This window comes from Paenibacillus sp. PsM32, assembly GCF_030433815.1.
In the GTDB taxonomy this organism is placed as follows: Bacteria; Bacillota; Bacilli; order Paenibacillales; family Paenibacillaceae; genus Saccharibacillus; species Saccharibacillus kyungheensis.
Window position 1 is genome coordinate 95,654 of record NZ_JARUWY010000011.1, and the last position, 13,432, is coordinate 109,085.

Sequence of the window (13,432 nt, forward strand, 5' to 3'; positions counted from 1 at the left end):
TTAATAGATAGATGTGGTCGATCCGGTTAATGGTGCTTGGTGTAGCGGTTCAAAGTTTTTGCGTAATTCATCTTTGGCGATAATTTCTTTCCATGGATCAGAAGTGTAACTAAGCGTTTCTTCAATACGGCTCACCAGTTCCAAGCGAGTCTGTTGATCAGCAAGTGCTTCTTTCACATGATCTAAGCCTACACGTTCGATCCATGCTGCGGTGCGTTCATTAAAGCGAGCATGTTCACGATAATATTGTAAATACGCGCTAGACCATTCCATCACTTCTTCTTCTGTTTTGACCGTACAAAGCAGTTCAGCCGCACGTACTTTGACCCCACCGTTGCCTCCTACATGCAGTTCCCAACCGCCATCAATAGCGACTAACCCCAAATCTTTGATCGTTGCTTCTGCACAGTTACGGGGACATCCAGACACAGCCAGTTTAATTTTGGCAGGGCCGGTTAAGCGTTCATACGCTTTTTCCATTTTGATTCCCATCGCCATCGCATCCTGTGTACCGAAGCGACAAAATGTATTTCCGACACATGTTTTGACGGTGCGTAATGTTTTGCCATAAGCATGACCGGAAGGCATATCTAATTCTTCCCAGATTTTAGGCAAGTCTTCTTTTCGAATCCCCAGTAGATCCAATCGTTGCCCACCGGTAAATTTGACGAGTGGGACATTATATTTTTCAGCCACATTGGCGATTTTTTTGAGATCAGCAGGGGAGGTGACTCCGCCATAGATACGGGGAACCACTGAATAGGTGCCGTCTTTTTGAATATTAGCGTGATAACGTTCATTGGTGAAACGGGATTCTTTTTCATCTTCATATTCAGCCGGGAACAACATGCCTAGATAATAATTGAGGGCAGGACGGCATTTGGAACAACCTTCAGGTTCGCGCCATTCCAGTACATTCATCACTTCTTTGACAGTTTTGAGACCCATCGTTTTGATCTGTTCTACAATCTCATCCCGTTGTAGCGAAGTACATCCACACATGCCTTCTTTGACAGTCACTTGAGCGGAATCTCCAGCATATAGTTGAAGCAATCCTTCGACCAGTGGAGCACAGCCTCCGCATGATGCAGATGCTTTGGTGCAAGCTTTGAGCGACCCCATTGTATGACAGCCTTGTTGAAGTACTGCATCGCCAATTGCCGCTTTGCTCACACCATTACAACCACAGACAATCTCATCATCTGCCATACTTTCTAATCGTTGTAGTGGAGAAACGGCTGTCGCCCCACCAGCATAGCCAGTCAATAGTTCTTTTTCACGTCCAACAATCGATTCGCCACTTTTGATCAGTGAGAATAATGAACTGCCTTCCGACGTATCGCCAAACAATACCGCTCCGATCAATTTCCCATCTTGAATCACTAATTTTTTGTAAATGCTGTCGATATCATCTTGCATCCGTAACGACTTGGTCTGTGGAGTATCTGCAAATTGCCCTGCTGAAAATACATCTACACCTGCTACTTTAAGTTTGGTTGAAGTGACTGAGCCTTCATATCCGGCAGTGTCCAGTCCTGCAAGACGCTTGGCAAGCACAGCCCCTTGTTCATATAAAGGAGCCACTAGCCCGTATCCAATCCCTCGATGTTCTGCACATTCGCCTACAGCTGAAATATGAGGAATATTGGTGTGTAAATGATCATCAACCACGATTCCCCGATTGATTGTTAGTCCTGAGGACTGAGCAACATCGATATTAGGGCGAATCCCAACCGCCATCACGACAAGATCAGCGTCTAACGATTCCCCATCAGTGAATCGAAGCCCTGTCACTCTGCGCTTGCCTGTTAATTCGACTGTACGCTTGCCAAGTAGGAACTTCATACCCTGTGCTTCTAACTGCTCTTGTAGCATCAGACCTGCTGGAAGATCAAGCTGACGATCCATCAAATGTTCATTGATATGAATCACAGTAACATCCATACCGAGGTTTAATAGTCCGCGAGCTGCTTCAAGCCCTAACAGTCCACCACCGACCACTGCCGCTTTGCGATGCGTTTGAGCCGTTGCTATCATCGTCTCGCAATCTTTAATATCTCGAAAACCGATCACACCGTCTTTGTCTGAACCTGGAATAGGTGGGATAAAGGCGCGCGAACCGGTTGCAATAATCACTTCATCATAGTCTACATGTAATCCAGAAGCAGAGATGACCTGACGCTGATCAGCATCAATACGAATAACAGGATCACCGGTGTACAGCGTAATATGATTATCACGATACCAATCATGATCATTAATAATGATGTCATTGATCGAAGCCCCACCGGCAAGTACAGTCGATAATAAGATACGATTATAGTTAGGATGAGGTTCTGCTCCAAAAATAGTAATTTCATATGCATGTGGTGCGAGCTTCAATAAATGTTCTATCGTCCATACGCCTGCCATTCCGTTTCCGATTAATACTAATTTTTTGGTTGTTGTCATGATGATCTCTCCTCCTATAATCTCGATCTACATATAAAAAGCCTGTCTCATTCCAACCAGAGATAAGCGTGCCAGACGCTTGGTGCTCTGATATAGAGTTGAGACAGGCTTCATTGCCGTCTATAAAATAGATACTCCATTGTATCTAGTTATCATTTCGCTAACAGATAGATAATATGTTGATGATGCGATAATTGATCATATGTGTTTTTCGATAAACCAACTATAAAAGATGTATAATTACATGTCAATATAAATAACATAAAAATTTTATTTGAAATTAGAAGTTAATTATGTTTACATGATAAATATCAAAACACCCTCGATTATCTTGATTGTCTTAAAAAAGAGCTAAAATCTGCTTATCCACTTTTAAATCTAGTTGTTCATGTGATATTTTCTATTATATATTTCATTGTAAGTATTAAGTCTATGAGGAGGGAGTACCTCTCAATGCGTTCTTTACTGATTATCCGTATGGAGAATATCATCTGTGGTCCGGATCAGTTAGAGTCTGTTGTGTTACCTGAGACTTTGCTGGAAGATAACGGGTATCAGGCGTCGATTTCAGTTGGGGCTGATGATGTCAAACCTTTGTTAAACAAAGCCGATGCTGTAGTGCTTGATCTACCGATAGAAGAGATTACAGCATTAGAGCACATTCTTACGCATTCACGTAGTATCCCGATGTTGTGGTGGTGTAGCCCGTATACAGCTACTTCTTCTGTACAAGCTTGTGAAATGGAAAGTGCGATAGATGGGATTTTGACACCCACAATGAAAGAGCAAGAACTTCACTGGGCACTTCATTTTGCAGCCAAATTATGTGTAGAACGGCAACAATGGCATAGTGAGCGTCAGCAATTAGTATCCCGTTTGGAAGATCGCAAATGGATCGATATGGCAAAAGGTATTTTAGCAGATATGAAAAAAATATCAGAAGCGGAAGCCTATGATATTTTACGTAAAAAAGCGATGAATGATCGTAAACGCCTGGTTGATGTCGCTACAGCTATTGTCAAAGCACATCAGTTGTTACAATCTTAATAGTCAAAGGAGGAACCTGACGTGAACATGACAGACATACTGAAAGAAGTAGGTCGAGGCAAAAGAGGTTCCAGAGATCTTACGTATGATGAAGCGCTAGCTGTAGGCGAACTGATTTTGAATCGAGAAGCGTCTGACGTACAGATCGGTGCTTTTTTTATGGCAGAACGAATGAAGATGGAAAATATAGAAGAGATGCATGCTTTTGTCGATATCTGCCGTAAATATGCGTTACGTACTTCCTCTATCAATAGTCTGGATTGTGCTGCTCCTTATGATGGACGGACAGCTTCATTTATAGCGAGCTTTGCAACTTCATTTGTTTTGGCAGCGACAGGGCAGAAAGTCACCTTGCATGGTAGTGAACCTTTGCCTCCTAAATGGGGTGTGACGTTACCACTATTGTTGCGCGAAATGGGCGTCAATACCGAGCATCTAACTAGAGATCAATCTTTATATGCTGCTCAGGAAACAGGATTATTATTTGTAGCGGCAGAGCAGTGGTGTCCACCATTAGGTGCTTTGCGTACATTGCGTGAAGAAATAGGTGTGCGTACGATACTGAATAGCGCTGAAAAACTAATGAATTATAGTCATTCTCCTTATCTGGTGTATGGCGTGTTCCATAATACGTTTTTTGAACGGATTTCTAAAGTGTTACAACGATTGGATTATCAGCGAGCAGCGATTATTCAGGGAGCAGAAGGATCAGAAGATTTATTTATCGATCGTCCTACACGTACATATCGGGTAGAGCGCGGTGAAGCTCATATGGAGATTATAGACCCGGAAGTCTATGGATTGGATATCTCTTTACCGGAAATGTCGTGGACAGCGTCTACGCAGATTGAAGTGACCGAGCAGGTGTTACGCGGACAAGCCGATCTTGCGTTTACCAATCAAGTCTTACTGAATAGTGCGTACCGGCTTGCTTTGACAGGCAAAACAGGTTCAATCGAAGAAGGCGTTTATACCGCCAAATCGATACTTGAAAGTGGCAAGGCGTATCAAGTGTACCAACATTGGGGTCAGTTAATGCGTGGAGAACAACCTAATATGTTGATCGGGAATAGGTTGTAGTCGTTTGTAGATCATCATTATTTGCAGTAGCCACCCATATCAATCCACAAAAAAACCGCTTCTCCTTTTGAGGAAAAAGCGGTTTTCATGTTTTTAGCCAATCATCTGATCTTCACTATCTAGATCGAACTCACTTATGATTCTGTATCTTCATTCTCATCGGTTTCGACTACTTTTTTGACAATCTCCAGCTTGCGATAACGACGCGCACTACGACGTAATACTTTGAATGTTAGATCCTCGAATTCATACGTAGCTCCAATCGCTAGATCAGGACGTTGACCGTATAACCAACCGCTGATCGTATCCAACTCTTCATCGTCTAGATCGGTACCTAATAGATCGTTTACACGATTGATAAATACTTTACCATCGACAATAAGATGATTCGGAGCAATCTGTTGAATTTCGTCTTCTTCATCGGCATCGAACTCATCACGAATCTCGCCTACGATTTCTTCCAAAATGTCTTCGATCGTGATCATCCCGGATGTACCACCGTATTCATCGACCAGAATCGCAATATGAGTGCCTTCACGCTGCATGCGCTTGAGCAGATGCTTAACAGGGGTAGTCTCAGATAAAGACATAACCGGATGGATCAAAGGAGCCACATTCAAATCTGGTGTCTCTTCAGCAGCTAGAAAGAATTGCTTCGTATTGATCATCCCGATAATATTATCTTTGCTTCCTTCTGCAACAGGGAAGCGGGTATATTGCTCTTTACGAATAATCATCCGGTTTTCTTCAGGAGACTTTTCGGTAAATAAGCACACCATATCGGTACGAGGCACCATTAATTCTTTCGCTAACATTTCATCAAAAGCAAAAATACGACTGACATAACCATATTCACTTTGATTGATTTTGCCACTTTCATAGCTTTCATTCAAAATAATATGCAATTCTTCTTCCGAGTGAGCTTCTTCATGTTCACTTGCAGGTTGTAGACCAATCAAGCGGGTTAAGAAGGTAGCCGATCCATTTAAAATAAAAATAAAAGGATACATAATGCGGTTAAACCAGATAATCGGACGAGCGGTATACAAAGTCACTAATTCTGCTTTACGCAAAGCAACTGTCTTCGGTGTTAATTCACCAACAACTACGTGGAAATAAGTAACCAAAATCAATGCAATCGCATAAGACAAAATATGACTTAATGATGCAGGTACGCCTACATTAGCGAACAAAGGAGATAACATATATTCAACCGTCGGTTCTCCTAACATACCCAGTCCTAATGCAGTAATCGTAATCCCTAATTGGCAGGTTGATAAATAACCATCCAGATTTGAAATGACTTCTTTGGCATAGCGAGCATTTTTATTTCCTTCAGCGATAAGCTGATCAATCCGACTACCCCGTACTTTCACAATTGCAAACTCCACCACAACAAAAAAAGCAGTAAAGATAATTAAAATGACAAATAACGTTAAATTAAGTCCTATATTAATACTGTCAGACAACAAACTCTCTCCCTTCATGCGTGCCGATCCTATAGTGGTCAGCATCCGCGATCCATTAATTGAAATGATGCACACTGGCGATAACCAGATGTGTTATACACGATTAAGGTCGTACGGAAGCCATATCCATATAATTGGACCGGTACTTGAGCGCTTCAAGCAACAAGCGCTTGAGCAAGAGAGGGATAAAAGAGAGAAGATGAGTGGGACTGAACGATCTATTCACATACCGAATCAGAATCGCAAAGTAAGCAGCCAGTGTCATCACTGGTGGTAATGTCCGCACACTACAACCGCCATCTACATTATTAGCATATCGTGATGATCCATATGTCATTTTACCTGGATAGATTCCAGTTGTGACGGCAAAGTCATAATCTTCTTCATCAGCTGATTGAAATGGCATACAGAACAACAGCATGATTAGACTCATCAGTACAGCACTCATCATTCGCCTTCGCGCGGGTAAAGTATCCAAGTAGCATCTCCCATTTGAATAAGACGGCAAGCCGCCATTATTTATAGTTATATATATTCATATTATTACAAATATATTAACTCTGAATATCGAATATTGAATCAGAACAAGGTTCTGTGACAGACAACGTTTTTCGTTTAGCGAGTAAGCAAAATAAAGAAGATAATAGCAAGTGCAAAACGATAGTACGCAAATACATACAATGGAAGACGTTTAAGCAGATTTAAGAATGTTTTGATCGCGACAAGAGCTACAAGGAAAGCAGCGATAAATCCAGCAGCAAAAAATCCAAAGTCATCCATACTTAGGTACTGAGCACTTTTGACAAGATCCAGTCCTGTCGCTCCAAACATAACAGGTACAGACACAAGGAATGTAAATTCAGCAGCGGCTGTATGGGATATTCCAAGTAACAGTCCACCAGAGATCGTAGAACCTGAACGAGAGAATCCTGGCCATAGAGCAAGACACTGGAACAACCCTACACCAAACGCCTGCTTGTATGTAATATCATCAACCGTCATATTACCCGCTGAGCGACCTTTACGCCATTCTGCATAGATCATCAGCAAACCACCGACAACAAGGCTGTAGACTACCGTCATAGGCCCAAAAAGATGTTCTTTAATGAAGTCATGCAACACCAGTCCAACGACAACCGCCGGTAACATTGCCAAAATAATATGCAAAATGTTCAACCGACGTTGAGGAGCTATTCCATTTTTACTTTTGAGCCGCCCGTTAAATAGATCAGGAATCGTCATCAAAATATCAATAAACTTACGCCAGTACAATACAACCACAGCAAGTACGGCTCCTAGCTGTACCACAATCTCAAACGTTTTGACCTGTTCTGCATTCTGATCGAGTCCCAGTAGATAACTGGTCAAAATCATATGCCCGGTACTGGATACAGGCAAGAACTCAGTCAAGCCTTCAATAATACCCATAATAATCGCTGAAATAATATCCACGAATGGACCTCCTTTTAATGTGAGCATAGTTATAAATGTAATTTACGCTTACTCCATAGTATGAGATAAGACAGCACTCCGTCAATTTGCTAGATAGCCTATGTTATTTCTGCTCCTCAAGACAATATAAAGAAAACTGAACGAAAAGAACTAGAGATGTAAAGGTTATGAATAAAGTAAGCGTTTGCTTGGTACGTAATAGGAAGAAGAAGTGAAATATTAACTCACAATTTGTCGATACGAAAAAATATTTTTTGCAGATAACACTAGCCAAATGGTAGTCTATCTGTTATGATTAATTCAGGAATTAGAATAAGTCTAAATTTAAAAATACAAAACGAAAAGAGGAATTATCTATGACATCTCTACAAAACACTTCTACTACAACTGAGACTACACAAACAACTGCATTATATAACGCTTTGAATGTTCAAATTGCGAACTGGTCTTTGCTTTATACTAAACTTCACAATTTCCACTGGTACGTCAAAGGTGAAAACTTCTTTACACTACATGCTAAATTCGAAGAATTGTACGATCAAGCTACTGTGTATATGGATGATATTGCTGAGCGTTTGCTCGCAATCGGTGGTCAACCTGTAGCTACACTTCGTGAGCAATTGGAATTGTCTACATTGCTTGAAGCAACAGGTACAGAGCAAGCAAATCAAATGGTAAGTTCACTTGTAGAAGATATTGCAACCGTATCTACAGAGTTAACAGAAACGATTGTTCTTGCAGAGCAAGTTAGTGACCAACCAACTGCTGATCTATTGATCGGTATTCGTGGTGAGATTGAAAAAGCAGCATGGATGTTGAACGCTTATCTTGGTCGCTAAGATTAAGTTTTCTAGCTAATAACTATCCAAGCGATCTTGTTCATATGAGTTATTCATAGTAAAGCCCTTCAGAGTATCATCTGGAGGGCTTTTGTTGTCGATAAGATAGAAAGTGGTGAGTATAGACGGAAGTCGATCATAGCGTTCCTTTGAAACAATAAAATGGATTATATAATGTAGTCATCCAAATGCAATATTGATGCGTATTTTAGAGTGTGCCCTCTATTTATGGAACGATATGGAAAGTCTCTCAGCCCTTATACAGCAAGGATGTGCACGTTCTGTGACAATTGTATCATAACACTGCCGAAGCGCTGTTTTGTAACGTATAATATGGACAATCCTAATAACGATAAGCAGACCAATCAGGCGGGCTCCCACCAGAGCGTCGCCTGTTTTTATATTGTGGTAGAAGTGGATTCTAATGGATAAGATAAAATGAGGTGGAATATATGGCCGTTACACATCCGTTAATGCAGGAAGCAACATTATTTTTGCGTCAATGTTATCAAGAACTTGGAAAAAGTGAAGATGAGTTAGAAGCACGCTTGCAACAGGTGGAGCATGATATTCAAAACAATGGAAGTTATGAACATACATTTGAAGAATTAGAACATGGAGCTAAAATGGCGTGGCGCAATAGTAATCGCTGTATTGGACGACTATTTTGGGACAATCTACAAGTGCGCGATGAGCGCCATATTCAGGGGACAGAGCAGATTGCAGACTCTTTACTTGAGCATATCCGATATGCTACAAATGGAGGTAAAGTTCGTCCAACGATCACTATTTTTAGACCACGTGCGATCGACGGATCGGAGATGAGAATTTGGAATCATCAATTGATTCGTTATGCAGGTTATCAGACAGAGCAAGGGATTATTGGTGATCCCGCTTCACTTGATTTTACGCAATTTTGTGAAAAGTTAGGTTGGACAGGAGCAGGAACTTCGTTTGATGTTCTTCCTTTAGTGATTAGTGAACACAATGGGACTCCACGTTGGTTTGAGATTCCGCAAGCAGATGTAATGGAAGTGCCGATGATCCATCCAGATTTTCCGGGATTTACAGAATTGGAATTAAAGTGGTACGCTGTTCCCATCGTATCTGAAATGCGCTTAACGATTGGCGGTATTCATTACACAGCAGCACCTTTTAACGGCTGGTATATGGGTACAGAGATCGGTGCACGTAACTTTGCAGATGAACATCGATATAACTTGTTACCACAAATGGCAAAAATCATGGGATTGGATACCAGCAGTAAAGCGACATTATGGAAAGATCGTGCATTAGTTGAACTGAATTTGGCCGTATTGCATTCGTTCAAAGAAGCAGGTGTGAGTATAGTAGATCATCATACAGCAGCTTCACAATTTCAGCGTTTTGAACAACGGGAAGCGGAAGCAGGACGAGCAGTAACAGGCAACTGGACATGGCTGATTCCGCCGATGTCACCTGCGACTACGCATATTTTTCATCAATCGTATGATAATCGGGTAGTAACCCCTAATTTCTTTTATCAGGATAAAGCATATGAACCGAAAGCTTCTGTTTCGCAAGGAGGCTGTCCGTTTCATTAACACGAAAGGAATATTATTTTGAATAAAATGGCAAGGCATATGAAAGGATTTGTGCATCCGGCACGCTTGATTCCACTGGGATTTGCAGGGATGATATTGATCGGGACGATACTACTGAGTCTCCCGATAGCTGGCACAAATGGTCACAGTGTAGGATTACTGAATGCTTTTTTTACTTCGACTTCGGCTGTCTGTGTGACAGGACTTGCAGTTATTGATACTGGAGCGAGCTTTTCACTATTTGGTGAACTCGTCATTATGGTTCTGATCCAGATTGGTGGATTGGGATTTATGACATTCGGGGTGCTGTTTGCTGTATTACTGGGCAAACAGATTGGACTCAAGCATCGCTTAATGATTCAGCAAGCGACCAATGCTTTTTCCACACAGGGATTAGTGAAATTATCGCTTAATATTTTCCTGATCGCTTTTGTATTGGAATTTGTGGCAATGATCACATTGACGCTACATTGGGGACCAACGATGGGTTGGGCACCTGCTCTGTATCAAGGTGCTTTTTACGCCATATCTTCTTTTAATAATGCAGGATTCTCGTTGTCTCCAGATAGCTTGTCCAGTCATGTTGGTGATCCGGTAGTCAATACGGTCGTTATTTCACTATTTGTCATCGGTGGACTTGGATTTATTGTCGTGACCGATATATTGCAAAAGCGCAGATGGCGTCGGTTCTCGTTAAATACGAAATTGGTACTGATGACTTCAGCGATAGCGACAGTGTTCGGTGTATTATTTGTCCTTGTAGTAGAGTGGGGGAATCCAGCTACACTTGGACATTTGAGTATAACTGAGAAAATATGGGCGTCGCTATTTCAGGGTGTTATGCCCCGTTCATCCGGTTATAATACTGTCGATATCGGTGGTCTGATGGCGGCAACACAATTTGTCTTTATTATTTTAATGTTTATTGGAGCTGCCAGCGGTTCAACCGGTGGTGGGATCAAAACGAATACATTTGCGATTCTAATGCTGGCTCTATACAGTGTGGTACGTGGTCGTAGTGAGATTCGTGCGTTCCATCGCAGAATTAGCTTTGATACCGCATTTCGCGCACTGGCTGTTATTATGATCTCGCTTGGAATTGTGTTTACGATGACCATTTTACTGACACTGACGGAAAGTGGAACAGGCGCTCAATTTTTAAGCATTTTTTATGAAACCGTTTCTGCGTTTGGTACAGTAGGTTCGTCGATGGGCTTAACCCCTCATCTCACACCTGCGGGCAAAATCATCATTATTATTACGATGTATATCGGCCGTCTGGGCCCGCTGGCTCTAGCCTATGCCCTTGCACAGAAAAACAAAGAAGCCAAGTTCAGTTACCCGGAAGAAAAGGTACTGATTGGTTAACAGATAGATCTATCATAATTAAGCTTATATCGAAAAGAAATTTGCATGTATTTGCAACTAAAACTTTTTTGGTATAAGCTTTTTTTGACTTGAATTACAATTTATGGGCAGGTGGTGAAAGCAGTCATGAGCAATATTTTGTATATTGAAGATGATCACGAAATTGGCGAATTTGTTTATGACATATTAGAACAAAAAGGGCATAGAGTAACATGGCTTACTTCATCGTACCAGTATGAGCAACATATTGAAGCAAAAGATATCGTAATCTTAGATGTGATGATGCCAGGATTAGATGGGTTTACTGTAGGGCAACGAATCAAGGAAATGCATATAGACATTCCGATTCTGCTTTTAACGGCTCGTACAGCAATGGAAGATAAGTTAAAAGGATTAGAGTTTGCAGATGACTATATAACCAAACCATTTCATCCCGAAGAATTAATAGCACGTATCGAAGTGCTGTTAAGGCGGTTCAATAAACACCCTATGCACGCACTTGTATTACATCATTTACAGATTCATTTGCAAGAAAAAAGAATTATTAATCGATATACAGCAGAAGAAATCTTTTTAACAGATAAGCAATTTAAAATCTTTATCCTTTTATTAAATCATCCTAATCAAATTTTGACTAAAGAACAGATCTACGAAAATATCTGGAATCAACATTATATGGAAGGGGATAAAACATTGATGGTACATATCAGATATTTGCGTCAAAAAATAGAGGAAAATCCAAATAAACCTGTTATTTTGGAAACGATTCGTGGAATAGGTTATAGGATCAAGCAATGAAGTTATCGACTAAATATGTCATTAATATTATTGTGTCTGTGTTGTTTTTTCCTTTAGCTTTTATCGTTGTTAATTTTGTTTATTATGTTACGTTAACGTATATTATCGATCAGCAGAATCATATTTATTATGAAAAAGAAAAGTTAGAAACGGTATGGCGACAAGATGCGAATCGCTGGAGTGGACAATCAGATGCTGAGATTTTAACAGATTTTCAAAATAATCAGCAATATAAACATTCCAATATTATCTGGATTAGTGATAATGGTGAAGTATTATATATGTCTGCCAAAGCAACAACACTTCCTAAGTCGCCACTTAATGTGACTGAAGTTACAGAGTGGACTCAAAAAGCGAGCCAACAAAATCTTATCATTAGTGGATATATCAAAGGAAGTCAGCATCAAGGATATGGCTTTCTCGAAACGCCTTATTCTATCGTAGGATCTCAATGGGAGATTATGCGCAAAAAGTATGCTCCATTTTGGTTTCTTGGCTTTCTATTTATCTGTTTACTTTTTCTTTTTAATTCTTGGATCTTCTTTTCCAAAATTCAAAAACGATTGGTTCGTCTGCAAGATCATATGCAGAAAGTGGATCAAGATGGTATTCCTAATATTATGAACGTTCGTCATGAAGATGAAATAGGGCAAGTAGAACATTCTTTTAATCAGATGGTAAATAAGCTTAAGCAAAGTAAATATAAAGAACAAGAAGAAACAGAACTTCGCAAAAAATTAGTTGCTGATTTGTCTCATGACCTGAGAACTCCATTAACCGTCATTCGTAGTCATGCGTTTATATTAGATCATGAACTATTAAGCGAAAAGGGAAGCCATTCTGTCCAGATCATTAACGAAAAAATCACGCATATGGGCGAATTAATCGACAACTTATCTTCATTTTCTTTACTGGCTGCAGGCAAATTACCAATCCATATACAGTCGACAGATGTTGTCAAAGTTATTCGTTCATCTCTTACATCGTGGTATCCTCTATTTGAAAAAGAACATTTTGAGATTCATATTGATCTTCAACATCAGCTCCATTGGGAAATTGATGAATTGTGGTTTAAACGAATTTTAGATAATATTTTTCAAAATACTTTGCGTCATGCTTCTGTAGGAAAATACATTTCAGTAGAAACGTATCAACAAAGTCTGCATACTGGAATTAGAATCCAAGATCATGGTCCTGGATTGGATAGTATGTCAGATCATAAAGGTGCAGGAATAGGGCTTTCTATTATTGAGATGATGTGTAAGCAAATGAATTTATGGTATACGATGAACAGTAACGAACAAGGAACAGTCATTATGATTACTAAATAAATGAATATAAAATA

General features: G+C 40.3%; 11 protein-coding genes. 7 read left to right on the forward strand and 4 right to left on the reverse strand.

All coding sequences use genetic code 11. The annotated features are described in order from the left end of the window. The gene (nirB, locus tag QCD85_RS18865) at positions 1 to 2,451 is read right to left on the reverse strand and encodes a nitrite reductase large subunit NirB (RefSeq protein WP_301263553.1); all 2,451 of its coding nucleotides are present in this window, start codon (positions 2,449 to 2,451) and stop codon (positions 1 to 3) included. A gap of 453 nt (positions 2,452 to 2,904) precedes the next feature. Here nirB and QCD85_RS18870 point away from each other — a divergent pair, with 453 nt between their 5' ends. Continuing rightward, positions 2,905 to 3,498 carry an ANTAR domain-containing response regulator gene (locus QCD85_RS18870; RefSeq protein WP_301263554.1) on the forward strand — a complete coding sequence of 198 codons (594 nt, stop codon included), beginning with the start codon at positions 2,905 to 2,907 and terminating at the stop codon, positions 3,496 to 3,498. A gap of 21 nt (positions 3,499 to 3,519) precedes the next feature. Further along, positions 3,520 to 4,578 carry an anthranilate phosphoribosyltransferase gene (locus QCD85_RS18875; protein ID WP_420540626.1) on the forward strand — a complete coding sequence of 353 codons (1,059 nt, stop codon included), beginning with the start codon at positions 3,520 to 3,522 and terminating at the stop codon, positions 4,576 to 4,578. Between the two features lie 134 nt (positions 4,579 to 4,712). On the opposite strand, the gene QCD85_RS18880 is transcribed toward QCD85_RS18875, so the two are convergent. The 3 genes from QCD85_RS18880 to bacA all read right to left on the reverse strand — a co-directional run bounded on the left by QCD85_RS18880 (position 4,713) and on the right by bacA (position 7,499). Continuing rightward, positions 4,713 to 6,047, reverse strand: a complete 1,335-nt coding sequence (locus QCD85_RS18880) for a hemolysin family protein (RefSeq protein WP_441005634.1) — start codon at positions 6,045 to 6,047, stop codon at positions 4,713 to 4,715. Between the two features lie 103 nt (positions 6,048 to 6,150). Further along, positions 6,151 to 6,525: a hypothetical protein gene (locus QCD85_RS18885; RefSeq protein ID WP_301263555.1), complete on the reverse strand. Its 375-nt coding sequence runs from the start codon at positions 6,523 to 6,525 to the stop codon at positions 6,151 to 6,153. Between the two features lie 137 nt (positions 6,526 to 6,662). Next, a complete protein-coding gene (bacA, locus tag QCD85_RS18890; RefSeq protein ID WP_273613910.1) occupies positions 6,663 to 7,499 on the reverse strand; it encodes an undecaprenyl-diphosphate phosphatase in 837 nt (278 codons plus the stop codon). A 356-nt stretch (positions 7,500 to 7,855) separates the two neighbouring features. Between bacA and QCD85_RS18895 the strand changes: the two genes are divergently transcribed. The 5 genes from QCD85_RS18895 to QCD85_RS18915 all read left to right on the forward strand — a co-directional run bounded on the left by QCD85_RS18895 (position 7,856) and on the right by QCD85_RS18915 (position 13,418). Beyond that, positions 7,856 to 8,338 carry a Dps family protein gene (locus QCD85_RS18895; RefSeq protein ID WP_069327677.1) on the forward strand — a complete coding sequence of 161 codons (483 nt, stop codon included), beginning with the start codon at positions 7,856 to 7,858 and terminating at the stop codon, positions 8,336 to 8,338. 452 nt (positions 8,339 to 8,790) lie between these two features. Next, a complete protein-coding gene (locus QCD85_RS18900; protein ID WP_301263556.1) occupies positions 8,791 to 9,921 on the forward strand; it encodes a nitric oxide synthase oxygenase in 1,131 nt (376 codons plus the stop codon). Positions 9,922 to 9,948: 27 nt separating this feature from the next. Next, the gene (locus QCD85_RS18905) at positions 9,949 to 11,289 is read left to right on the forward strand and encodes a TrkH family potassium uptake protein (protein WP_301263598.1); all 1,341 of its coding nucleotides are present in this window, start codon (positions 9,949 to 9,951) and stop codon (positions 11,287 to 11,289) included. A 126-nt stretch (positions 11,290 to 11,415) separates the two neighbouring features. After that, complete coding sequence (locus QCD85_RS18910) at positions 11,416 to 12,087, forward strand: response regulator transcription factor (RefSeq protein WP_301263557.1); 672 nt, start codon at positions 11,416 to 11,418, stop codon at positions 12,085 to 12,087. After that, a complete protein-coding gene (locus QCD85_RS18915) occupies positions 12,084 to 13,418 on the forward strand; it encodes a HAMP domain-containing sensor histidine kinase (protein ID WP_301263558.1) in 1,335 nt (444 codons plus the stop codon). The genes QCD85_RS18910 and QCD85_RS18915 overlap by 4 nt, the downstream gene beginning before the upstream one ends. Positions 13,419 to 13,432: the final 14 nt, after the last annotated feature.